Source organism: Acidimicrobiales bacterium (assembly GCA_035533595.1).
In the GTDB taxonomy this organism is placed as follows: domain Bacteria; phylum Actinomycetota; class Acidimicrobiia; order Acidimicrobiales; family Bog-793; genus DATLTN01.
Map to the genome: position 1 here is coordinate 1 of DATLTN010000044.1, position 21,857 is coordinate 21,857.

Consider the following 21,857-nt stretch of genomic DNA (forward strand, 5'->3'; position numbering starts at 1 on the left):
CACCGCTGCTCCCGCTCGTGCGCGCCGTGGCCGGGGGACGGGGAGCGGCGCCTATGCCTCCGTCGGCGCCGGATCCTCGCTCTTCTGGTGCATCTCGACGGCGAGGCGCACGCCGAGCTCCTCGTCGACGTGGCGCCAGTAGTCGAGCGCCCGCTCGATCACGGGCTCTTCGACGCCTTCTCGGAGGTGGGCAGCGATCGTCGCCACGAGGCGGTCGCGTGAGGCGTCGTAGAGGACCTTGCGGTAGAGGTCGCCGGCCTGGACGAAGTCGTCGTCGTCCCGGTGCTTGCTCGCCGCGGCGCGCATGATCTCCCCGGCGACCCCCCAGCTCGCCTCGGTCCCGTCCTTGTGGGGGAGCGGCCCGCCGTAGGAGTTCGGGGCGTACAGGGGATCGGCCTGGTTCACGTAGGTCATGGCCCCGTCGGGGTTGTAGTTGCGCACCTTCGGTTTCGGCGCGTTGACGGGCAGCTGCAGGTAGTTGACCCCGATGCGGTGGCGGTGGGTGTCGGGGTAGGAGAAGAGCCGGCCGAGGAGCATGCGGTCGGGGCTCGGCCCGATCCCCGGGACGAAGTTCGCGGGCTCGAAGGCGGCCTGCTCGATCTCCGCGAAGTAGTTGGCGGGGTTCTGGTTCAAGATGAGGCGGCCCACCTCGTGCAGCGGGTAGTCGCCGTGCGGCCACACCTTCGTCAGGTCGAAGGGGTTGAAGCGGTAGTCCGCCGCCTCCTCGAACTCCATCACCTGGACCGAGAGCGTCCAGCTCGGCGGATCGTCGTGGGCGATCGCTTCGTGAAGGTCGCGAAGGTGGTAGTCCGGGTCCTCGGCCGCCTGGGCCTTCGCATCGTCGTCGGTGAAGAACTCGTTCCCCTGATCGGTCTTGAAGTGGTACTTCACCCAGAAGCGGTGCCCACCGGCGTTCTGCCACAAGAAGGTGTGGCTCGAGAAGCCGTCCATGTGCCGCCAGGTCTTCGGGATGCCCCGGTCACCCATCAAGAAGATGACCTGGTGGGCGGACTCGGGCGAGAGCGTCCAGAAGTCCCACTGCATGTTGTGGTCGCGCAGGTGCGTGTCCCCGCGGCGCTTCTGGGAGTGGATGAAGTCGGAGAACTTCTGGGGGTCCCGGATGAAAAAGACCGGGGTGTTGTTCCCGACGAGGTCGTAGTTCCCCTCCTCGGTGTAGAACTTGATCGCGAAGCCGCGGGGGTCGCGCACCGTGTCGGCCGAGCCCTGCTCGCCGGCGACGGTCGAGAAGCGGGCGAGGACGTCGGTCTTCGTCCCGCTCCTCAGGAAGTCGGCGCGGCACCACGCGCTCACGTCACCGGTGACCTCGAAGCTGCCGCGCGCCCCCCCGCCCTTCGCATGGACCACCCGCTCGGGGACCCGCTCGCGGTTGAAGTGCGCCATCTTCTCGAGGAGGGCGTGGTCCTGGAGGAGGATCGGGCCGTCGGGGCCGACGGTGAGCGAGTGCTCGTTGCTCGTCAGCGGCGCGCCCGCACCCGTCCTCGCGACAGCTTCGTCCTTGGCCACCTCGCCTCACCTCCAACGCCCGCGCGGGGCACGAGGTAGCCATACCCGCCCACGCAGCCGCGAACCGGGGGCGATCCGCGAAAGGGTCGGCCGCCTCGCCGCCCGGAGGCCGGCCGCTGGCCGCCCCGGAATCAGCCGAGCTCGCGCACCTGGCCCGCGGCGACCTCGACGCGCCGACCGAGCGCGACGGCTTCGAGCAGCCGCCGGTCGTGGGTGACGAGGAGCAGCGTCCCGGGGAAGGCGTTGAGCGCCCCCTCGAGCTCCTCGATCGCCGGCAGGTCGAGGTGGTTCGTCGGCTCGTCGAGCACGAGGCAGTTCACCTGACGCGCCATGAACAGCGCGAGCGTGGCGCGCGTCCGCTCGCCGGGCGAGAGCGTCGCGACGTCGCGCCGCACGTGCTCGGCGCCGAGGCCGAACTTCGCGAGCAGCGAGCGCGTCTCGGAGAGCGCGAGCTCGTCACCGATGAGGCGGCGGACGCCCTCGAGGAGGGTCTCCCCCGCGACGAGCTCGGCGCGGCCCTGGTCGAGCTCGCCGACCACGACGCTCGGGCCGAGATGCGCCCGCCCGCTCGCGAGCGGCTCACGACCGAGCAGCGCGCCGAGGAGGGTCGACTTGCCCGCCCCGTTCGCACCGACGATGCCGACGCGCTCGCCGGCGCGCACCTCGAGGTCGACGGGGCCGAGGGTGAAGGCGCCGCGCTCGACGACCGCTCCCTCGAGCCGGCAGACGACGTCTCCGCCACGCGGCGCGGCCGCGATCTCAAAGCGCAGCTCCCATCCCTCCCAGGGCTTGTCCACGGCGTCGAGGCGCTCGAGCGCGCGCTCGGAGATGCGCACCTTGGAGGCCTGCTTCTCGGTGCGGTTCGCCCGGAAGTCGCGCTGCGCCTTGTCGTGGTCGGTGGGCTTCTTCGCCGCCTTGCGGGCGCCGACCTCGGCCCACTGGCGCTGGCGGCGGGCGCGGTCCTCGAGCTCCCGGCGGCGCTCGTCGTACTTCGCGAAGCGCTCCTCGGCGTGCCCCCGCTCGAGCGCGCGTTCCTGCAGGTAGGCGCTCCAGCCGCCGTCGAAGAGGCGCGCCGTGCGCAGGTGCTCGTCGATCTCGAGGACCGAGCTCACCGTCGCCTCGAGGAAGGCGCGGTCGTGGGAGACGATCATCACCCCGCCGGCGAAGCCCCGCACCACCTCCTCCAGTCGGGCAAGGCCCGCGAGGTCGAGGTCGTTCGTCGGCTCGTCGAGGAGCACGAGGTCGTGACGGCTGAGGCCGAGAGCGCAGAGCGCGACGCGGGCCCGCTCCCCCCCCGAGAGCGCCCCGCAGGGGCGCGAGAGAAGGGCCGCGTCGAGGCCCGCCTCCTCGAGCGCGACGGCGCTGCGCGCCGCGAAGTCGGCCCCCCCGAGTGCGAGCCAGCGCTCGAGGGCGTCCGCGTAGCGGTCCTCCGCGCCCACCTCGCCGGCGCCAAGTGCCGCCGAAGCCTCCTCCATCGCCGTCTCGGCCTCTCCGACGCCGGTGAGGAGGGCGAGCGCCTCGAGCGCGGGGAGCTCGGGCGGGAGCGCCCGCTCCTGATGGACGAGGCCCACCGTCGCGAGCGGCGGGGCGAGGAGGACGCTCCCCTGGTCGGGCGCGAGCTCGCCGGCGAGCACCCGCAGGAGCGTGGACTTGCCGACCCCGTTCGGGCCGATCACCCCGACGCGGCTCTTCGGGCCGAGGGTGAGGGAGATCCCGTCGAGGACGGGCGTCGCGCCGCGCACGACGCGGAGCTGTCTGGCGGTGAGGGTGGCGGGCACGGAGGACCTTTCGACGGCGAGCAGAGGGGGCGGCTTCGCGTCGTATCAACCCACGCCCCCACTGTAGGGCCGAAAGCGAGCGGCACCGCCGCGCACCTACCCTTGGCGGGTGCGGATCTTCCTCGCCGGCGCGACCGGCGTGATCGGCGTGCGCCTCGTCCCGCTCCTCGTCGCCGCCGGTCACACCATCGGGGGCCTCACCCGCCGCGAGGCCGGTGGCGCGGCGCTCCGTGTGCTCGGCGCGGAGCCCTTCGTCGGCGACGTCTACGACCGCGGCTGGCTGCGGGCCGCGGTCACCGACTTCGCGGCGGAGGTCGTCCTCCACGAGCTCACCGACCTGCCGGACGAGCGCGCCGAGATTGCCTCCTACGCCTCGGCCAACGCCCGCATCCGCCTCGAGGGGACCCGCAACCTGCTCGACGCCGCCCAGGCCGCGGGCGCAGCGCGCTTCCTCGCGCAGAGGATCGCCTGGACCCCGCCGGGCGACGGCGGCGTCACCGGGGAGTTCGAGGCCATGGTGCTCGCGGCGGGCGGGGTGGTGCTCCGCTACGGCCAGCTCTACGGGCCGGGGACGTACTTCCCCGAGGCGCCGCCGCCGCGCATCCACGCCGACGCCGCCGCGGCTCGCACCGTCGCGCTGCTCGGGGCGCCGAGCGGCGTCGTCACCCTCACCGAGGAGGGCTGAGCGACCGCTCAGACGGGCAGCTGGTCGGCGTCGGGCGCCGGCTGCAGGTCGAAGGCGTTGTTGATCGCGGTGATGTACTGGTACTGGCCGATCGTCGCGGTGAGCTCGACGAGCCAGCGCTCGCCCTTGCGCTCGCGGAGCGCGTCGAACAGCGGCTGCTCGACCTTGTTGGTGCGCAGCAGCTGCCGTACGTACTCGACGATGTCCCGGTCGTCGTCGGGGAGGCCCGAGACGTCGGCGGCGTGGCGGACCGCCTCGATCGTCTCCTCGCCGAGGCCGCCCTTGCGGGCCGTCTCGACGTGCGAGGCCCACTCATAGGCGCCGTCCTTCTCGCGGGCGACGGCGAGGATCGTGAGCTCGCGCTGTTTGGACTCGAGGATCGAGCCGAGGCGCACCTGGGCACCGGCGGCCATCACCTTCTGGGCGAGGCCGGGGCTGCGCAGGAGGATCGCGAAGGGGCCACCGACGCGGTGCAGCACCTCCACGATCGCGTCGAACTCCGCGTGCTGCTCCTCGGGCAGCAGGGACTTGTCGTTCAGCAGCTCGATGCGAGGCATCGCGGGCTCCCCTCGATCTCCGGCGGCAGCGCGCCGCGCCGGGGAACAATGCCGCACCCGCCACCCGACTGCCACCGCGCCGCCCCGCCACCTCCCCGGGAAATCCCCACCGGCACGGGTCGGCCACCTACGATCAGCGGATTCAACGCCCGGCCCCACGACCGCTCCCCGCGACGCTCGACCGCGCCCGGAAGCTCCCGGTAACCGTTCGCGGGTGCGCGCGGTCCAAGTAGGAACCGCTCGAGAGGGGCAGTAGGCCACCAGTGCTCGCGTTCACCTTTCCCGGCCAGGGCTCACAACGCCCCGGCATGGGCGCGCCATGGGTCGACCACCCCTCCTTCGAGCTCGTCGAGCAGGCGGGCGAGGCGATCGGGCGCGACCTCTCCGAGCTCCTCCTCGAGGCCGACGAGGAGACGCTGCGGCGCACCGAGAACGCGCAGATCGCGACCTTCGTGCTGAGCCTCGTCGTCCTCGACGCCCTCGAGCGCCTCGGAATCGAGCCCGCCGCCCTCGCCGGCCACAGCCTCGGGGAGTACAGCGCGCTCGTCGCCTCCGGCTCGCTCTCCTACGAGGACGGCGTCGGGCTCGTCTCCGAGCGGGGGCTCGCGATGGGCGACGCCGCCGCCCAGACGCCAGGGACGATGATGGCGGTCCTCGGCCTCGACGACGACAGCGTGGAAGCCGCCTGCGTGCGCGCCGAGGGCTCCGCCTGGGTGGCGAACTACAACGCCCCCGGCCAGGTCGTGATCGCCGGCGCCCCCGACGCCCTCGAGCGCGCCGCCGAGATCGCGAAGGAGCTCGGCGCGAAGCGGGTGCTCTCCTTCCCCGTCGGCGGCGCCTTCCACACCCCGCTCATGGCGCCGGCCCGCGACCGTCTGCGCAAGGCCCTCGCCGAGGTGAGCTTTCGCGAGACCGACCCGCTCGTCGTCGCGAACGTCGACGCCCGCCCGCACGCGGACGGCGCCGACTGGCCGGCGCTGCTCTCCGCGCAGCTCGCCTCGCCGGTGCGCTGGCGGCAGAGCCTGGAGGCCCTCGCCGAGCTCGGGGCGCGCACCTTCGTCGAGGTCGGCCCCGGCGGCGTGCTCACCGGCCTCGCCAAGCGGGTGCTCACCGGGGAGGGCTTCCACGCCTTCAGCGTGGGCGTCCCCGACGACCTCGAGGCCCTCGTCGCGGCGCTGATGCCCGCCCCGCGGGACACCACCCGCGAGCACTACGCGATGACCGAGCGCCTCGTGCTCTCCCCCGCGACCGGCAAGTTCCAGCCCCTCGAGCGCTTCAGCGCGGCCTCGCCCTCCTTCTCGGGCACCGCCGCCGCCGACCTCGGCATCGAGGTCGGGGTGGGTGAGCTGATCGGCCACGCCGGCGAGGCAGAGATCCGCTCGGCCTTCGCCGGGACCCTCGCGGGGATCATCGTCCTCGCCGGGGAGCGGGTCGTCGCCGGCCAGCCCGTCGCGTGGCTGCGCACACAGGGCCAGTAGACCGGGTGACCGAGGGGGCGACCGGACAGCCGGCGCCGGGAAAGGTGCGGGGCTGATGGGTTCGGCAATCATCGGTTGGGGCGGCGCGCTCCCCGACCGGGTCGTCACCAACGACGACTTCGCGCAGCGCCTCGACACCTCCGACGCCTGGATCACCGAGCGCACCGGGATCCGCGAGCGGCGGATGGGTGGCACCACCGCGGGGCTCGCCACCGCGGCGGGCCGCGCCGTGCTCGAGTCCGCCGGCCTCACCGGCGCCGACGTCGACCTGCTCATCGTGGCGACGACGACCCCCGACCAGACGCTCCCCGCCGTCTCCTCCTCGGTCCACCACGCCCTCGGCCTCTCCGGCGGCGGCTTCGACCTGAACGCCGCCTGCGCGGGCTTCGGCTACTCGCTCGCCGTCGCCGACGCCCTCGTCTCCTCCGGCCACCGCCGCGTGCTGCTGATCGGCGCCGAGACGCTCTCGCGCCACACCGACATGGAGGACCGCTCGACGGCGATCCTCTTCGGCGACGGCGCCGCGGGGGTCCTCCTCGAGTCGCGCCCCGGCCGCGAGCTGGTCCTCGCCAGCGATCTCGGCGTCGACGGCTCGGCGGTGCCGATCCTCTACTCCGACCTCGGTGGCAAGATCCACATGGACGGCCGCGAGGTCTTCCGGCGGGCCGTGCGCATCGAGATCCAGTCGATCACCAAGGTGCTCGACCAGGCGGGGGTCGACGCGAAGGAGATCGCGCTCTTCGTCCCCCATCAGGCGAACCTGCGGATCATCGAGGCGGTGAACGAGCGGATGGGCTTCGACCTCGACCGCACCGCGATCGTCCTCGACCGCACCGGCAACACCTCGGCGGCCTCCATCCCCCTCGCCCTCGCCGAGGCCGCCGACGCCGGCCGCCTCGAGGACGGCGACCTCGTCCTGCTCTCGGGCTTCGGCGCCGGGATGACCTGGGCCTCGGTCGTGCTCCGCTGGGGCACGGGGGGCTGAGGGCGGCCGTGGACGGGAGGGTCGCCTTCGTCACCGGCGGTTCCCGGGGCATCGGCCTCGCGATCGCGCGCCGGCTGCAGGCCGACGGCGAGCGCGTCGCCCTTACCTACCGCAGCGAGCCGCCACCCGAGCTCGCCGGCGCCGGCGCGGCGATGCTCGCGCTGCGCTGCGACGTCACCGACCCCGCCCAGGTGGAGGCGGCCTTCTCCGAGATCGAGGCCGGCCTCGGCCCCGTCGAGCTGCTCGTCTGCGCGGCGGGCATCACCGACGACGGCCTGTTGATGAAGATGACCGACGAGCGCTGGGGGCGGGTCCTCGACACCGACCTCACTGCCTGCATGCGCGTCTCGCGCCGCGCCCTCTCCCCGATGCTGAAGGCGCGCCGGGGGCGCATCGTCCTCATCTCCTCGGTCGTCGCGATGATGGGCAACGCCGGCCAGACGAACTACGCCGCCGCCAAGGCGGGCCTCATCGGCTTCGGCCGCTCGCTCGCCCGCGAGGTCGCGAGCCGCGGCGTGACCGTGAACGTCGTCGCTCCCGGCCTCATCGACACCGACATGCTCGGCGCGCTCGCCGAGGAGCGGCGCGCGGCGCTCGCCGCGGCGGTGCCGCTCGGGCGCATCGGCTCGGCCGAGGAGGTCGCCGAGAGCGTGCACTTCCTCTGCTCGGAGGGGGCGGCCTACGTCACCGGGGCGGTGCTCCCAGTGGACGGTGGGCTGGGGATGGGGCACTAGAACTAGGGGGGGCGCGGCGCCCGGGACGCCGCACCATCGCGTTCAGCGAAGAGCCGAACCCGCCGGGCCGCGGCCCGTGCGGGCGGGAAAGGGAGAGAAGATGCCAGACGAGACCTTCGACAAGTTCCAGAACTGCGCCGTCGAGGTGCTGCAGGTGCCGAAGGACAAGGTCGTCCTCGAGGCCCGCTTCGAGCAGGACCTCGAGGCCGACAGCCTCGACCTCGTCGAGTTCGTGATGGCCCTCGAGGAGGCCTTCGACATCACCGTCGAGGAGTCCGAGCTCGAGGGCGTGGAGACCGTCGGGCAGGCCTACGAACTGGTGACGGGCAAGCTCTGATGGCGCCGCGCGCGCCGCGGCGGGTCGCGATCACCGGCCTCGGGGTGATCGCCTCCTGCGGCATCGGCACCGAGGCCTTCTTCGCGGGCCTCGCGCGCGAGGCGGGCGCCGGCGAGCGCCACGTCACCGACTTCGACCCCGCCGCCTACCTCGAGCCGAAAGAGGCGCGCCAGACCGACCGCTTCGCGCAGTTCTCGCTGGCGAGCGCCGAGATGGCGCTCGCCGACGCGGGCCGCGTCGACACCGACCCCGTGCGCTCCGGCGTCATCTACGCGACCGGCGTCGGCGGCCTCGCGACCCTCCAGGAGCAGATCGGGGTGCTCATCGAGAAGGGGCCGCGGCGGGTCTCGCCGCGCCTCGTGCCGATGATGATGGGCAATGCCGGCGCGGCCGCAATCTCCATGCGCTTCGGCTGGCGGGGGCCCTGCGAGACGGTCGTCACCGCCTGTGCCTCGGGCACGCACGCGATCGGCAACGCCTTCCGCCTCATCCGTGAGGGCCGCTGCGACGCGGTCATCACCGGCGGCGCCGAGGCGGTGATCACCCCCGTCGGTGGCCTGCCGGCGATCGGGCCGACCGCCTTCTCGAACATGACGGCGCTCTCGACGAGCGGCTGGAGCCGCCCCTTCGACGTCCGCCGCGACGGCTTCGTGATCGCCGAGGGCGCCGGCTGCCTCGTCCTCGAGGAGCTCGAGCACGCGCGCGTGCGGGGCGCCCACATCTACGGCGAGGTGCTCGGCGCCGCCTCCACCGCCGACGCGCACCACATCACCGCCCCCGCCCCGGGCGGCGAGGGCGCGGTCGCCTGCATGGAGATCGCCCTCGAGGACGCCGGCCTCGTGCCCGGCGACATCGTGCACATCAACGGCCACGGGACCTCGACCCCGCTCAACGACCTCGCCGAGGCGCAGGCGATCGAGAAGGTCTTCGGCGGCCCCGGCCACCTCGGCCCCCCGGTCACCTCGGTGAAGGGGGTCACCGGCCACTCGCTCGGCGCCGCTGGCGCGATCGAGGCGGTGGCGGTCGCCCTCAGCCTCGAGACCGGGCTCATCCCGCCGACCGTCGGGCTCGAGGAGCTCGACCCGGACATCCACCTCGACGTGGTCACGGGCGCACCACGGCCGTTCACCCCCGGACCGGTGCTGTCGAACAGCTTCGGCTTCGGCGGCCACAACGGCTGCGTGGTCATCGGCCCCGCCAACTGACTCCCGCCCCGCCGGGGGGACCCGGCAAGGACGAGGCGCAACGCCATCCGCGGCTCCCCGCCGACCTCGCGGTCGGCGCCTTCAGCGAGGCCGCCCCCTGGCTCGTCGACCCCGACGCCCTCGTATGGCGGGCGGGCCTCGGCCTCGTGCGCGAGGAGACCCGCGCGAGCGCGCCGCGCCTCGTCGCGCCGCCGCGCCTGCCGCCGCTCAGGCGGATCGTGCGCGTCCTCTCGGTGATCGGCCCGGCCGTCGGAAAGTGGTACCTGCTCGATCGCCGCCGCGGGCGCACCGCCTCGCGGGCGGGCCTCTCGCGGCGGCTGCGCGCCGCATTCGGCCGCCTCGGGCCGACCTACATCAAGCTTGGGCAGATCCTCTCCTCGGGCGAGGGGATCTTCCCCCCCGAGCTCGTCGGCGAGTTCAAGCTGCTCCGCGACCGCGTCCCCCCCGAGGACTTCGCGGCGGTGCGCGAGACGGTCGAGGCCGACCTCGGCCGCCCGCTCGGCGAGGTCTTCTCCGAGTTCGACGAGGAGCCGATCGCCGCCGCCTCCATCGCCCAGGTCCACCGTGCCCGCCTCGCGAGCGGCGAGGAGGTCGTCGTGAAGGTGCAGCGGCGGAGGGTCGCGGCGCTCGTGCGCGAGGACCTCGCGGTGATGAGCTACCTCGCCCCGTACCTCGTCGGGCGGATCCCCGTCGCCGTGCTCGCCAACCCGCCGGCGCTCATCGAGCTCTTCGCCGAGACGATCGTCGAGGAGCTCGACTTCCGCCTCGAGGCCGAGAACATGCTCGACATCGCGGCGATCCTCGCCGCCACCGAGCAGCGGGCGATCGTCGTCCCGCGCCCCCATCCCCGCCTCGTCACGCCCCGCGTCCTCGTCATGGAGCGCCTCTCCGGCTTCTCCTGGGACGACGTAGAGGGGATGCGCTCTGCCGGGATCTCCACCGAGGCGGTACTGCGCGCCGCTGTCGTCTCCTTCCTCGAGGGGGCAATGCTCTTCGGCGCCTTCCACGGCGACCTGCACGGCGGCAACCTCTTCGTCCTGCCCGACGGGCGGGTCGCCCTCTTGGACTTCGGGATCACCGGCCGCCTCGACGAGCCGCGCCGCCTCGCCTTCCTGCGCCTCGTGATGGGCGGGACGGTGAACGACGTGCGCGCCCAGGTCGAGGCGCTGATCGCCCTCGGTGCCTTCTCCGCCGACGCCGACGTCGACCAGGTGATCCGCGACCTCGCCCTCGACGCCGCACCGAAGGACATCGTGCAGATGTCGGCCGAGGAGCTGACCTCCGAGCTCCGCGAGCTCACCAAGCAGCTCCTCGCCTACGGGGCGCGCATCCCGAAGGAGCTGATGCTGTTCGTGAAGGACATCCTCTTCCTCGACGGCGCGGTCTCCACCTTCGCCCCCGACGTCGACCTCCTCGGCGAGATCGCGACGATCGCCACCTACTTCGCGCAGCGCCACGGCGGCCGCATCGCGAGCGAGATCGGCATCGACCCCCGCGAGCGGGGCGTCGACCTCACCGGCGTGCGCTCGACGCTCGGCATCTCCGCGGAGACCGAGTCGATCAGCCACCGAGAGCTGCAGGCGCGCCGCCAGGCCCTCCGGGAGAAGTTCGACCCCAATCGCCCGCCGCGCTGAGCCGGCTATCCCGCCCCGCCCACCTGGCGTGCGATGAGGCCCGCGGGCGAGGGCCAGATGAACTTCCCCGGCGCGTAGGCCTCGGAGCGGTGCGGGCGCCAGCCGAAGGCGGCGGCGAACTCCGCGACGCGCGCGGCTGTCGCGGTCATGCAGCCGGCGAGCTCGACGCCGTCGACGGCCTGCAGCGCCTTCGCGATCCCGTCGGCCTGTGCGCCGAGCCCGATGATCCCCCACCGCTGTGCCGCCCCGCTCGTCGACTCGCTCATCGGACCACCCTTGCACGGGTCACTCGAGCGACGGCGCGTGCACCACCGGCCCGGTAAAGGAGAAGGGGTTGGTCCCCACGCCGAGCTGCCCGAAGCCGATCGCCGCGGCGCAGAAGCCGACCTCGCCCGGCGCGCAGGCGATCGCCGCCGAGCGGGGGGCGAGCGGGGTCGGCAGCGGATCGATGCTCTCGGCGCGCCAGCGGCCGCCGGCGAGGACGTAGGCCCTCCCCCGCCAGTCGAGGGTGATGCAGTAGCCGACGCGCGGGCACGAGATCGCGAGCGGGCTCGCCGCCGGATCGACCGGGGTCGGCGCCGACCAGCGCCCCTCTGCGCTCGAGAGCACCCGGCCGAGGAGGTCGGTCGCGACGCAGCTCCCCGCCGCGGCGCAGGAGATTCCTGCGAGCGCGTCGCGGTCGACGGGGCGCGGCGCGGACCACTCCCCGCCCGAGTAGGAGAGCACCCGGCCCACGCCGTCGACGGCGGTGCAGCGGTCGCCGGCGACACAGGAGAGCGCCGTGAGGCCGAAGGCGGCGTCGACCGTCGTCGGGGCGCTCCAGCGGCCACCGTCGTAGACGGCGGCGCGGCCGAGCCCGTCGACCAGCACGCAGAAGGTCTCCGACGAGCAGGAGAGGGTGCTCGCGCCCTCGGGGTACTGGACCGTCGGGAGGTCGACTTCGACCGGTGCCGACCACCTCCCGCCGGCGAGCGTGCTCACGGCACCGAAGGAGTCGACCGCGAGGCAGTGGCCGTCGCCCGGGCAGGCGACCGAGGCGACCGTCCCGAGGAGGTGCCGCACCGGCTCGGTGACCCAGCGCGTGCCGTCGTAGAGGGCGCCCTCGCGCACCCCGCCGACGGCGTAGGAGAGGGCCACGCAGAAGCGGGCGCTCGAGCAGGCGAGCGCGCCCTCGCTCTCGCCCTCAAGGCTGAGGCTCCAGCGGCTCGGTCCGGGCTGCGGGGCGCTCGGCCCCGGCGGGGTGCTGTCGAGCGTGGCGGCACCCCACCCGGCGAGCGCGGCCACCGCCGCCGCGACGAGCACGGCGCGCCCCCGTCGCCGCGGGCGCGTGAAGGCGAGCCCGGTCATCCGAGCGGGACCCGGTGCAGCGTCGCGGGCCCGCTCCCGTAGCCGTCGGCGCCGTCGAGGAGATAGAGGGCGCGGTCGAAGACGACGGCCTGCGTGGCGTGCCCGGAGCCGCCCAACCGCCAGTCCGACGAGAGCGGCACCGCCGCAGCGACCCGCTCTGCGCCGCTCGCGGGGTCGACGCGGACGAACGCGACCTCCGACGGCCGAGGACCGGGTGGGCTCCAGGGGGCCGGGATGCTCGAGTAGAAGCCCGTCGCCGCGCTGCCGGTGACCCAGGCCGCGGTGCCGAGCACGTCCGGCGCATGGAAGACGGGCGTGAGGTCGGGACCCTGGAAGCGCCAGACCGCGCAGCGGTAGGGGGGTCGGACGATCGCGCGGGTGCAGAGGTCGGCCCACAGCGCGTGACCATCCGCTGCCATCCAGTTGACGTAGCCGTCCGCGGGGGCGGGGCCGGCGAGCGTCCGCACGACGACCGGGCGGCGGGCGCCGATCGCGACTCGGTAGATCACCGACGGCGCGCCCCACCCGTCCCCGGCGGGGGCGAGGTAGGCGCCGTCCGAGTCGGCGACCATCACCGATCGGGCGACGCCGCTCGGGAAGGTCGCCACCTGCAGGACCCGCCCCGTCGCCGCCGAGAGGCGCACCAAGCTCGGGGGCGTCGCCGCTCCCTCGAAGACCCACACCGAGCCCCCGGAGGCGGCAGTGAGGAGCGCGGACGCCGAGTCGGACTGGTAGGTGAACAGCGCGGCACCGACCGCGACCCCTCCGTCGGCCCCGACGAGCACGGCGCGTGCCGTCGTGCGATCGGAGTAGCCCGCCGTCGTGCGGAACTCCGCCGGCGCGACCGTCGCCCCCGACAGCGCCGGGCTGTCGCACTCCGGCTCGGAGATGCGGCCGAGCGCGAGCGAGACCGGGTCGACGCCCGCCATGAGGCAGTTCGTGCTCGCGCCGCCCGTGGCCGCCACGGTCCCGGTGAGGAAGAGGCCGCCGCCGCGCACCACGATGCGGCCGAAGAGGAGGGTCACGGGATAGCGCTGCGCCGTCACCCCGGCCCCCGTCGCCCCGACGCCGCCCGCCGACGCGAGCGCGGCCGTGGTCGTGAGGAGGCCGAGCAGCGCCAGGCGCGCGGGCAGCGCGCGCCCCGTCAATCCCCCGTTGCGTCGCACGGGGCGGATTGTGACACCGCGCCGAGGGCCCGAGCGCGCGGGTTCGATGACGATCTTGCTCCAAACACGCTGCTCACGGCGGCGCACCCGCTCCCGACCGGCAGCCGCGGGGCTACGATCCGCCGCGGAGGGCCCGGGGCCGACGCCGCCCCGGAGGAGAGGAGCTCCCATGACCACGAGCGTGCGCACCCGCCGGATCGACGCCGACAGCCACTTTCTGCCGCACGTCGACGCCGGCGCGCTGAAAGAGGTCCTCCCCGACTGGTCGCCGGCCAAGCTCGACATGCTGGCGCGCGACGCCGCGGTCTTCTCGGACCCCGCGGCGCGCCGCGGCGGCTTCCGGGCGAGCGCCGCGGGCCAGGCGCTCAACGCCGGCCAGGCGGGCAACGTCCCGGCCCCGGCGCGCGCCGGCGCCGTCGGCCACGGCGACGTCGAGGAGCGGGCGGGGCTGATCGGCGTCACCGGCTTCGACATGCAGGTCCTCATCCCCGACGGGATCTTCGCCAACCCCTTCGGCTCGCCGGTCGCCCGCCGTTGGGACGACGGGCTGCGCCTCGCGCTCTGCCGTGCCTACAACAATGCGAGCGCGGCCGCCGAGGAGGCGCGTCCCGACGTCTTCATCGGCACGGCCGTCGTCCCCTTCCAGGACGTGGAGGAATCCTGCGCGGAGGCGCGGCGCGCCGCGGCGCTCGGCCTGCGGGCGATCACGATCAACGGCAACTGGGGCGGGCAGAACTGGGACACCACCGAGCTCTACCCCTTCTGGGAGACGGTGGCCGACCTCGGCCTCATCCTCTACGTCCACCACAACCCCTTCGCCTGCCAGGTCTCGGACCACATCCCGACGACGTGGACGATCGGCTGGGAGCGGATGCGGCGCCTGCACATCTCGAACTACCTCGGCTTCGCCTTCGAGTACATGGTGGGGATGGCCTCGCTCACCCTCGGGGGGCTGCTGCAGGAGTTCCCCGACCTGCGCTTCTGCTTCTTCGAGGCCGGTGGCAGCTGGCTGCCGTGGGCGATGTACACCCTCGATCGCGTCTACGGCGTGGAGCCGCAGTGCGCCCGCTGCACCGTCGCCCCCTCCGAGCTCATCAAGAGGAGCTGCTTCGTCGCGGTCGAGCCGGACGAGGAGCCGCTCGTGCACGCGATCGCGGCGATCGGCAGCGAGAACTTCATCATCGGCTCGGACTACCCGCACCCCCCGTCCACCTACCCGAACACCGCGTCGGGCATCGAGGAGATGGCGGGGCTCTCCGAGCGCGACAAGGAGAACATCCTCGGCCGCAACGTCGGGGCCCTCTTCGGGATCGGCTGACCGGGCCCCGGAAGTGCAACAGCGGGACGCCGGAGCGTCCCGCTGTTGTCAGTTTCGGTGTCGCACGCCGGTCAACCGGCGGTGCGTGAGGACGGCTTCAGGCGGGGCGAACGTCGCTCGCCTGCAGGCCCTTCTGGCCCTGCGTGACTTCGAACTCCACGTGCTGGCCCTCGGCCAGCTCGCGGTAGCCCTGCATCTGGATCGCAGAGTGGTGGACGAAGAGGTCCTCGCCCCCGTCATCGGGGGTGATGAAGCCGAAGCCCTTCTCCGCGTTGAACCACTTCACGGTGCCTGCCGGCATGTCTTTTCTCCTTGGATTCCTTGCACGTACCAGAAGGAATCCAAAGCGGAAACCAAACCCGTGCAACTGATGTCGACGAGAACCTTAATACACGACGCGGGTCGGCGGCCCACACGGGCACGCGACGCCGCTCCGCTCGGCCTCGGACAGCGTCGAGCTACCGGCCGGCCGGCCGACGCGACGCGCCGCGCCGCGCCGCGCCGCGCCGCGCCGGCGGGGCTCAGCGCGCCGCGGCGCCGCCGTCGAGGGTGTAAGTGGCGGCGGTGATGAACGAGGCCGCGGGGGTGCAGAGGAAGGCGACGAGCTCGGCGACCTCCTCGACGGTCGCAAAGCGCTTGATCGCGGGCGAGGCGAGGAAGACCTTGTCGGCGACCTCGCCCTCGGAGATCCCGTGCGCCTTGGCCTGCCCGGCGACCTGGTTCTCGACGAGCGGCGTCCAGACGTAGCTCGGGCAGATCGCGTTCGAGGTCACGCCGTACGGCGCTCCCTCGAGGGCGATCACCTCCGAGAGGCCGATCAGCGCGTGCTTGGCCGAGACGTAGGCGACCTTGTACGCCGCGGCGCGGATGCCGAGATGACTCGAGATGTTCACCACGCGGCCGAAGCCGCTCGCGTACATCCCCGGCAGGCAGGCGCGCGCGAGGAGGAAGGGGGCCTGCACCATCACCCGGTGCATCGCCGCGAAGACCTCCGGCGGGAACTCGGTGATCGGCGCGACGTGCTGGAAGCCGGCGTTGTTCACGAGCACATCGACGTCGAGGTCGAGCCCGACGAGCGCCTCGCCGTCTGCGAGGTCGACGACCCACGGCTCGCCGCCGATCTCGGCGGCGGCCTGCTCGGCGCCCTCGCCGTTCACGTCGGCGAGCACGACCCTCGCACCGGCCGTTGCGAGGCGACCGGCGATCGCGCGGCCGATGCCACTCGCCGCCCCCGTGACGAGGGCACGCCGCCCCGAGAGGTCGAGCGCGGCTCCGGTCGTCGGGTTCTCCATGGCGCCAGTCTGTCGGGCGAGCGCGCTCGGCGCTCCGATCAGGGGCCAGCGGAGGGCGCGACGGGAGCCCGAAAGGTGTTACAGGTAGGCGACATGACGCCGACCGAAAGCCTCCGCCCGCTGCACGCCCTCGCGGTCTTCTGCGGCTCGAGCCGCGGCGCCGAGGCGCGCTACTTCGACGCGGCGCGCGACTTCGGGGCGCTCCTCGCCGGAGCCGGCATCGCCCTCGTCTACGGCGGGGGGAACACCGGGCTGATGGGCGCCCTCGCCGAGGGCGCCCTCTCCTCGGGGGGCGAGGTGCACGGGGTGATCACCCGCGCCCTCGAGGACAAGGAGGTCGCGCACCGCGGCCTCACTTCGATGCGCGTCGTCGAGACGATGCACGAGCGCAAGGCCGTGATGGCCGACCTCGCCTCCGGCTTCGTGATGCTCCCCGGCGGCTTCGGCACCCTCGACGAGTTCTTCGAGGCGGTGACCTGGACCCAGCTCGGGATCCACGACAAGCCCTGCGGCGTGCTCGACGTGGGCGGCTTCTTCGCGCCCCTCTCCGCCTTCGTCGCGCAGGCGACGGCGGCGGGCTTCGTCCGTGTCGAGCACACCGAGCTGATGATCGTGGAGGGCGACGGCGCGGCCCTGCTCGGCCGCCTCGCCGCCTGGCGCGGGCTGCCCGTCGAGAAGTGGTTGGACCCCTCGGAGCGCTGAACGCTAGGAGAGCTCGTCGATGACGAGCCCGAGGGAGCGGAACTTGTCGACGACGTGGTCGTAACCGCGCTCCAGCTGGTCGACGCCGGAGAGCACCGAGGAGGTGGAGGCCGCGGCGGCGGCGAGCACGTAGGCGAAGGCGGCACGGATGTCGGGCATCTCGATCTCGGTCCCGACGAGGGCGGTCTTTCCGTGCACGACCGCCGAGTGCAGCCACTCGTGCTCGTGGAAGCGGCAGGCCTCGCCGCCGAGGCACTGGTCGTAGAGCTCGATCTCGGCGCCCATCGTGGTGAGCGCCTTCACGTAGCCCAACCGGTCCTCGAAGACCGTCTCGTGGATCAGCGACATCCCCGCGACCTGGGTGAAGAGCACCGCGAGGGCCGGCTGCCAGTCGGTCATGAAGCCCGGGTGGGTGCTCGTGTGCACGGCCGTCGGCCGCAGCTCTCCGGGGTGCACGCGGATCCCGTTGTCGTCGATCTCGAAGTGCGCGCCCATCCGCCGCAGCGTCGAGATCGCCGTCACGAGGCGCGCCTGCGAGCAGCCGCTCACGCGCACGCTCCCGCCGGTGACAAGGCCGGCGATCAGGTAGGAGAAGGCCTCGATGCGGTCGCCGCCGATGCGCTGGCGGGCGCCGGTGAGGTGCGTCTTGCCCTCGATCACGAAGCGGCGGTCGGGCTGCAGCTCGATCCCCGCGCCCATGCGCTGCAGGAAGAGCGCGAGCTCGACGACCTCGGGCTCGATCGCCGCGTTCTCGAGGACCGTGCGCCCCTCAGCGGTGGCGGCGGCCATCAGCACCGTCTCGGTGGCGCCGACGCTCGGGAAGGGGAGGCGGATGCGGGCGCCGTGCAGGCGGCTCGCCTTGGCGGTGACCCCCGCCTCGCTGACGGTGATCTCGGCGCCGAGCGCGCGCAGCGCATCGAGGTGGAAGTCGACCGGGCGCGTGCCGATGGCGTCGCCGCCGACGAGGGGCACGAAGGCCTCGCCGAGGCGGTGCAGGAGCGGGCCGATCATGAGGATCGGGATGCGGTTGAGCCCGGAGTAGCGGACCGGTACCGCGCCGTCGGTGATCCCCGCGGGGTCGACGGTGAGCATCGTCGAGCCGAGCTCGATCACCGCGCCGACGGCGCGCAGGATCGCGGCGGTGATCTCGACGTCGCCGACGCAGGGGGCGTTCAGCACCTCGGTCGGGCCGTCGCCGAGGAGGGCCGCGACCATCAGCTTGGTGACGACGTTCTTCGAGCCGGCGACGGCGATCTCCCCCGACAGCGGGCCGTTCGGATGGATCGCCCACGCCCGGTTGGGGTTCATCTCCCAATCGTCCCATGAGCACGGTGCCTCCACGCGGACAAGAGAGGTCATCGATGCCTGCTTTCGGCAAGACTCGGCCGGCGGCCACGGCCGCCGGATCGGGAGGGACGATGCCAGTTGAGGGGCTGCGGATGCTGCGGCCGGCGAGCTTCGGTGCGCCGCGGGGGCCGTACTCGCCGGGAGTGCTCGCCGAGGCGCCGACGCGGCTGCTCTACCTCGCCGGCCAGGTGCCGACCGACGGGGAGGGCGGCGTCGTCGGCGAGGACTTCGCCACCCAGGCGCGCCGCGTCTTTCAGAACATCGGCGCGGTCCTCGCCGAGGCAGGGATGGGCTTCGGCAACGTCGTCAAGTTCACCAACTACCTCGTGGACCCCAGCCACCTTCCCGAGCTGCGGGCGGTGCGCGGCGAGCTCTGGCCGGAGCTCTTCCCCGACGGCGCCTTCCCGGCCGACACGCTGCTCGTGGTGGCGCGCCTCGCGCGCCCGGAGTTCCTCCTCGAGATCGAGGCGGTGGCCGTCGAGTGCGCCTCGCGTTGAGGGCGTGGCGGTGATCACGCCGGACACCAAGGACTGGACCTGGGTCCTCGAGCGGCGCTGCCCGGAGTGCGGCTTCAACGCGAGCAGCTGCCGCGCCGAGGAGGTGCCGGAGCTGCTCCGCGACAACACGTGCCGGTGGTCCTCGCTCCTCGCACGGGGGTTCCTTACCCCGCTGCGCCCAGATGACTCGACCTGGTCCCCTCTCGAGTACGCCTGCCACGTGCGCGACGTCTACCGCCGCTATCTCGGGCGGGTGGAGCTGATGCTCGCCGAGGAGGACCCGCTCTTTCCCAACTGTGACCAGGACGCCTCGGCGGTCGAGGACGACTACGCGGGCCAGCAGGCGAGCGTCGCCGTCGGCGAGCTCGTCGCCGCCGGCTCGGCGCTCGCCGACCTCCTCGGGGGCCTCACGGCTGGGCAGTGGGCACGCCGCGGCCGTCGCAGCGACGGCGCCACCTTCACCCTCGACACGCTCTCGCGCTACATGGCCCACGACGTCGTGCACCACCTCCTCGACGTCACCCGGTAGCCGTGGCCGAGGAGGACCGGGAGTGGCTCGGCGCGCTACTCCTCCGCCCCGCCCGCCCCGACGAGGGCCGCGCTGTCGCGGAGCTCTGGCTGACCGCCCGCAAGGCCTCCTTCCCGGCCAACCCCGCCGGGGTGCACGACGACGAGGACGTCCGCCACTACTTCGCGACTGTCGTCCTCGCGCACTGCGAGGTCGTCGTCGCCGAGCACCCCGCGGAGGGCCTCGTCGGCCTGCTCGTCCTCGCCACGGGCTTCATCGAGCACCTGATGGTTGCCCCCGGCCGTGACGGCCGCGGCCTCGGCAGCATGCTCGTCGGCCTCGCGAAGGCGCGCTCCCCCGCCGGCCTCGACCTGTGGACCTTCCAGTCCAACGGGCGCGCCCGCTCCTTTTACGAGCGCCACGGCTTCGTCGCGGTGGCGAGCACCGACGGCGACAACGAGGAGGGCGCGCCCGACGTCCGCTACCACTGGCCCCCGCCCACAGCGCAGGCCGCGGAGCAGCCCCCGGACGGCTAGTCGAAGGTGGCGGGCACCCCGCTGTCCTCGTCCTCGCCGGCGGGCGCGGCCGGGTGCGGGGGGCTGTCGCCGACCTCCGGCTGTCCCCAGCCACGCCACACGAGGCGGTGCAGGGGGACGAGGCGGGGCAGGTCGCGCACGCCCGGCACGAAGGGCACGGCGAGCAGCAGGAGCGTCGCGGCGCCGGTGAGGTAGAGGGCGATCAGGTCGACGTTCGCGGAGCTGCGGAAGCCCGGCACCTGGTACCAGAGCGTGTACAGCCACAGCCACGGTTGGCCCGGGTAGCTGCCCGTCTCGTTCATCACGCCCCACTGGCTGCCGGTCAGGTGCTGCGCGGTGGCGAGCGAGGAGAAGTAGTTCCCGTCCTCGAGGAACAACAGCGGCTTGGTGAAGTCCGTTCCGTAGAAGGGGTGCTGGGCGAGGAGATCGGCGTCGACGGCCCCCGAACGGGCGAGGTCGAGCTCGCTCGCGATCAGCGTCGCCACCGGGCCGTCCTTGGCGGCCGGCACCGACGGCGTGGCGCCACGGAACCGGACGTGCGTGAGCGCGGCGAGGTAGGCGTTCGCCCAGGCCGTCCGGGTCGCCACCGCGGCGCCCTCGTAGGCCGTGAGCGCCCGCCGGAGCGTCGCGTCGGTCGGCGCGAGCCTGGAGAGCGGCGAGAGCACGAAGCTCTCCGCAGGGTCGACCGGCTGGCGGACGCCGAAGAGGAGCTGCCAGGAGACGACGATCCGCTGCACGCTGCCCGAAGCGTGGTTGTACGGCGGCCCGTAGCTGGCCGTCTTGCTGGTGCCCGCGAGCTCGCTCGCGGCGGTCCCCATGAAGTCGGCGGGGGCGATCCTCGCCCAGCTGGCGACGGTGACCGGTGGTGCATCGGGCGAGGAGAGGACCGAGGCGAGGACGACCGTCAGCACGAGGGCGACGAGCGACGCGACGGTCGCCTCCTTCACGAGGTCGTAGCGGCGGAGCGGGCCCCGCCACGCCAGCGCGTCGGCGTGCGCGGCGGCCCGCCGCGCGGCGCGTCCCCTCGTCGCGCGCGCCGGCAGGGGATGGACGACCCCACGCGCCCGCACCAACAGCACGTGCGCCCCGACCAGCGCGACGAGGACGAGCGGGACCAGCACGACGTGCCAGAGCAGCATCTGGCCGAAGTTCATGAGGTTGAAGAAGGCGCCGAGGCCGAGGGAGTTGACCGCGTCCTTTCCGTTGGTCGAGATCCACTGCGAGTCGAAGTTCTGCTGGGACAAATAGCCGGTGAAGCACTCGACCACCGAGGCGACGAAGGCGACGACCCCGGTGATCCAGGTGAGCTTCCTGCGCCCGCGCCACGCCGCCATCCAGAACTTGCCCCAGAGGTGGATGACCATGAAGGCCATGAACAGCTCGACGCTCCACAGGTGGAGACTGTTGAAGAAGTGCCCGACCGGGTTGACGTGCCACCAGTCCACCCCTCCGATCGCGATCGCCGCGCCCGAGACGATCGCCACCGCGAGGGCTGCGAGCGTCGCGACACCGAAGACGTAGACCCACGAGGCGACGTAGGCGGGCTGGTGGTCGGGGAGCAGCTTGTCCGGGGGGAAGATGGACAGCGCCCGGCGTCGCAGGCGGGCCGTCCACATGCGTGCCGCCTCGGGGTCGACACGGTCCATCGCCGCGGCCGGCGCCTCCTCGGGGGAGACGTCATTCCCGTGCCCGCCGCTCCTCGGGAAGGGGAGCAGCAGGGCGAGACCGAAGATCACGACCATCACCGCGATGAGGACGAGGTTGGCCACCGACACGGTGAAGATCGACCAGTGCAGGTAGCGCGCCGGCGCATCGAGGTTCACCGCGGCAGCCGCGAGCTGTGACGAACCGGTCATTGCCACCTCTTCATCGAGTGGCGCGGGTGCCCGTGGCCTGAGCACCCTTGGTCGCACGGGATCAGCTCGCGATCCCGTGCGATCGGTACGCGCACGACCACCCTAGAGCCAAATTCCCGACCCCCGGGGGGGCCATCGGCGAGCAGGCGGTGGGCGTCGCTCTCGGGCCGACGAAGGCAGCTGTGGTCGTCTTCGGGCAGCTCTTCGTGGCTGTCCTCAGCGGTGTTGGCCGAACACGCCCGCGTCGACGGGAGGGCCGCGACGCTGGCCGTCGCTCCTCGCAGACGGTCCGGCAGTGGCCCCCGCCGCGAGCGGCGCCGCACCACCACCTGTCGAACGGCAGGCGGCGAGGTCGGGTAGAACGGGGCTAG

General features: G+C 73.2%; 22 protein-coding genes. 12 read left to right on the forward strand and 10 right to left on the reverse strand.

Annotation, left to right across the window (positions count from 1 at the left end):
* Window positions 1-51: 51 nt before the first annotated feature.
* Both VNF07_08305 and VNF07_08310 read right to left on the reverse strand, forming a co-directional pair.
* Entirely contained in the window at window positions 52-1,524 is a 1,473-nt protein-coding gene (locus VNF07_08305; protein HVB06227.1) for a catalase, read from the reverse strand.
* Window positions 1,525-1,655: 131 nt separating this feature from the next.
* Entirely contained in the window at window positions 1,656-3,302 is a 1,647-nt protein-coding gene (locus tag VNF07_08310) for an ABC-F family ATP-binding cassette domain-containing protein (GenBank protein HVB06228.1), read from the reverse strand.
* 109 nt (window positions 3,303-3,411) lie between these two features.
* On the opposite strand from VNF07_08310, the gene VNF07_08315 reads away from it, so the two are divergent.
* The gene (locus VNF07_08315) at window positions 3,412-3,987 is read left to right on the forward strand and encodes an NAD-dependent epimerase/dehydratase family protein (protein HVB06229.1); all 576 of its coding nucleotides are present in this window, start codon (window positions 3,412-3,414) and stop codon (window positions 3,985-3,987) included.
* An 8-nt stretch (window positions 3,988-3,995) separates the two neighbouring features.
* Here the strand turns inward: VNF07_08315 and VNF07_08320 are convergent, their stop codons facing one another.
* Window positions 3,996-4,544, reverse strand: coding sequence for a carboxymuconolactone decarboxylase family protein (locus tag VNF07_08320; protein HVB06230.1), 549 nt, complete (start codon window positions 4,542-4,544; stop codon window positions 3,996-3,998).
* A gap of 263 nt (window positions 4,545-4,807) precedes the next feature.
* Here VNF07_08320 and fabD point away from each other — a divergent pair, with 263 nt between their 5' ends.
* From fabD to VNF07_08350, 6 genes are all read left to right on the forward strand, one after another.
* Window positions 4,808-6,022, forward strand: coding sequence for an ACP S-malonyltransferase (gene fabD, locus VNF07_08325; GenBank protein ID HVB06231.1), 1,215 nt, complete (start codon window positions 4,808-4,810; stop codon window positions 6,020-6,022).
* 55 nt (window positions 6,023-6,077) lie between these two features.
* A complete protein-coding gene (locus tag VNF07_08330; GenBank protein HVB06232.1) occupies window positions 6,078-7,007 on the forward strand; it encodes a beta-ketoacyl-ACP synthase III in 930 nt (309 codons plus the stop codon).
* Between the two features lie 8 nt (window positions 7,008-7,015).
* Window positions 7,016-7,741, forward strand: coding sequence for a 3-oxoacyl-ACP reductase FabG (gene fabG / locus VNF07_08335; GenBank protein ID HVB06233.1), 726 nt, complete (start codon window positions 7,016-7,018; stop codon window positions 7,739-7,741).
* A 100-nt stretch (window positions 7,742-7,841) separates the two neighbouring features.
* Window positions 7,842-8,078, forward strand: a complete 237-nt coding sequence (gene acpP, locus VNF07_08340) for an acyl carrier protein (protein ID HVB06234.1) — start codon at window positions 7,842-7,844, stop codon at window positions 8,076-8,078.
* The gene (locus VNF07_08345) at window positions 8,078-9,283 is read left to right on the forward strand and encodes a beta-ketoacyl-ACP synthase II (GenBank protein HVB06235.1); all 1,206 of its coding nucleotides are present in this window, start codon (window positions 8,078-8,080) and stop codon (window positions 9,281-9,283) included. Before acpP ends, VNF07_08345 begins: the two co-directional genes overlap by 1 nt.
* A 146-nt stretch (window positions 9,284-9,429) precedes the next feature.
* Window positions 9,430-10,917, forward strand: coding sequence for an AarF/UbiB family protein (locus tag VNF07_08350; protein ID HVB06236.1), 1,488 nt, complete (start codon window positions 9,430-9,432; stop codon window positions 10,915-10,917).
* 5 nt (window positions 10,918-10,922) lie between these two features.
* Here the strand turns inward: VNF07_08350 and VNF07_08355 are convergent, their stop codons facing one another.
* Genes VNF07_08355 through VNF07_08365 form a run of 3 tightly spaced genes read right to left on the reverse strand, consistent with a single transcriptional unit; the run spans window position 10,923 to window position 13,430 of the window.
* Complete coding sequence (locus VNF07_08355) at window positions 10,923-11,183, reverse strand: hypothetical protein (GenBank protein HVB06237.1); 261 nt, start codon at window positions 11,181-11,183, stop codon at window positions 10,923-10,925.
* A 19-nt stretch (window positions 11,184-11,202) separates the two neighbouring features.
* The gene (locus VNF07_08360) at window positions 11,203-12,264 is read right to left on the reverse strand and encodes a hypothetical protein (GenBank protein HVB06238.1); all 1,062 of its coding nucleotides are present in this window, start codon (window positions 12,262-12,264) and stop codon (window positions 11,203-11,205) included.
* Window positions 12,261-13,430 (reverse strand): hypothetical protein, encoded by a 1,170-nt coding sequence (locus VNF07_08365; protein ID HVB06239.1) that lies wholly within the window; start codon window positions 13,428-13,430, stop codon window positions 12,261-12,263. The genes VNF07_08360 and VNF07_08365 overlap by 4 nt, the downstream gene beginning before the upstream one ends.
* A 169-nt stretch (window positions 13,431-13,599) precedes the next feature.
* Here VNF07_08365 and VNF07_08370 point away from each other — a divergent pair, with 169 nt between their 5' ends.
* A complete protein-coding gene (locus tag VNF07_08370) occupies window positions 13,600-14,748 on the forward strand; it encodes an amidohydrolase family protein (protein ID HVB06240.1) in 1,149 nt (382 codons plus the stop codon).
* A gap of 97 nt (window positions 14,749-14,845) precedes the next feature.
* On the opposite strand, the gene VNF07_08375 is transcribed toward VNF07_08370, so the two are convergent.
* Entirely contained in the window at window positions 14,846-15,049 is a 204-nt protein-coding gene (locus VNF07_08375) for a cold-shock protein (protein ID HVB06241.1), read from the reverse strand.
* Window positions 15,050-15,269: 220 nt separating this feature from the next.
* The gene (locus VNF07_08380; protein ID HVB06242.1) at window positions 15,270-16,040 is read right to left on the reverse strand and encodes an SDR family oxidoreductase; all 771 of its coding nucleotides are present in this window, start codon (window positions 16,038-16,040) and stop codon (window positions 15,270-15,272) included.
* Window positions 16,041-16,133: 93 nt separating this feature from the next.
* Between VNF07_08380 and VNF07_08385 the strand changes: the two genes are divergently transcribed.
* On the forward strand, window positions 16,134-16,742 hold the full coding sequence (locus VNF07_08385; protein ID HVB06243.1) for a TIGR00730 family Rossman fold protein: 609 nt from the start codon (window positions 16,134-16,136) through the stop codon (window positions 16,740-16,742).
* A 3-nt stretch (window positions 16,743-16,745) separates the two neighbouring features.
* Here VNF07_08385 and murA read toward each other — a convergent pair whose 3' ends face one another.
* Entirely contained in the window at window positions 16,746-18,050 is a 1,305-nt protein-coding gene (gene murA, locus VNF07_08390; protein HVB06244.1) for a UDP-N-acetylglucosamine 1-carboxyvinyltransferase, read from the reverse strand.
* Window positions 18,051-18,160: 110 nt separating this feature from the next.
* On the opposite strand from murA, the gene VNF07_08395 reads away from it, so the two are divergent.
* Genes VNF07_08395 through VNF07_08405 form a run of 3 tightly spaced genes read left to right on the forward strand, consistent with a single transcriptional unit; the run spans window position 18,161 to window position 19,630 of the window.
* Window positions 18,161-18,586, forward strand: coding sequence for a RidA family protein (locus VNF07_08395; protein ID HVB06245.1), 426 nt, complete (start codon window positions 18,161-18,163; stop codon window positions 18,584-18,586).
* Between the two features lie 4 nt (window positions 18,587-18,590).
* Entirely contained in the window at window positions 18,591-19,115 is a 525-nt protein-coding gene (locus tag VNF07_08400; GenBank protein HVB06246.1) for a DinB family protein, read from the forward strand.
* A gap of 2 nt (window positions 19,116-19,117) precedes the next feature.
* On the forward strand, window positions 19,118-19,630 hold the full coding sequence (locus tag VNF07_08405) for a GNAT family N-acetyltransferase (protein ID HVB06247.1): 513 nt from the start codon (window positions 19,118-19,120) through the stop codon (window positions 19,628-19,630).
* Here VNF07_08405 and VNF07_08410 read toward each other — a convergent pair.
* Window positions 19,627-21,486, reverse strand: a complete 1,860-nt coding sequence (locus VNF07_08410) for a cytochrome b N-terminal domain-containing protein (protein HVB06248.1) — start codon at window positions 21,484-21,486, stop codon at window positions 19,627-19,629. The genes VNF07_08405 and VNF07_08410 overlap by 4 nt on opposite strands.
* Window positions 21,487-21,857: the final 371 nt, after the last annotated feature.

Excerpts from the sequence above, each read along its gene's own strand:
- VNF07_08345 (HVB06235.1), top strand. The coding sequence starts at position 8,078 with ATGGCGCCGCGCGCGCCGCGGCGGGTCGCGATCACCGGCCTCGGGGTG.
- VNF07_08355 (HVB06237.1), bottom strand. The coding sequence starts at position 11,183 with ATGAGCGAGTCGACGAGCGGGGCGGCACAGCGGTGGGGGATCATCGGG.
- VNF07_08410 (HVB06248.1), bottom strand. The coding sequence starts at position 21,486 with ATGACCGGTTCGTCACAGCTCGCGGCTGCCGCGGTGAACCTCGATGCG.
- murA (HVB06244.1), bottom strand. The coding sequence starts at position 18,050 with ATGAACCCCAACCGGGCGTGGGCGATCCATCCGAACGGCCCGCTGTCG.
- VNF07_08385 (HVB06243.1), top strand. The coding sequence starts at position 16,134 with ATGACGCCGACCGAAAGCCTCCGCCCGCTGCACGCCCTCGCGGTCTTC.
- VNF07_08380 (HVB06242.1), bottom strand. The coding sequence starts at position 16,040 with ATGGAGAACCCGACGACCGGAGCCGCGCTCGACCTCTCGGGGCGGCGT.
- VNF07_08375 (HVB06241.1), bottom strand. The coding sequence starts at position 15,049 with ATGCCGGCAGGCACCGTGAAGTGGTTCAACGCGGAGAAGGGCTTCGGC.
- acpP (HVB06234.1), top strand. The coding sequence starts at position 7,842 with ATGCCAGACGAGACCTTCGACAAGTTCCAGAACTGCGCCGTCGAGGTG.
- VNF07_08360 (HVB06238.1), bottom strand. The coding sequence starts at position 12,264 with ATGACCGGGCTCGCCTTCACGCGCCCGCGGCGACGGGGGCGCGCCGTG.
- VNF07_08395 (HVB06245.1), top strand. The coding sequence starts at position 18,161 with ATGCCAGTTGAGGGGCTGCGGATGCTGCGGCCGGCGAGCTTCGGTGCG.
- VNF07_08370 (HVB06240.1), top strand. The coding sequence starts at position 13,600 with ATGACCACGAGCGTGCGCACCCGCCGGATCGACGCCGACAGCCACTTT.
- VNF07_08330 (HVB06232.1), top strand. The coding sequence starts at position 6,078 with ATGGGTTCGGCAATCATCGGTTGGGGCGGCGCGCTCCCCGACCGGGTC.
- VNF07_08320 (HVB06230.1), bottom strand. The coding sequence starts at position 4,544 with ATGCCTCGCATCGAGCTGCTGAACGACAAGTCCCTGCTGCCCGAGGAG.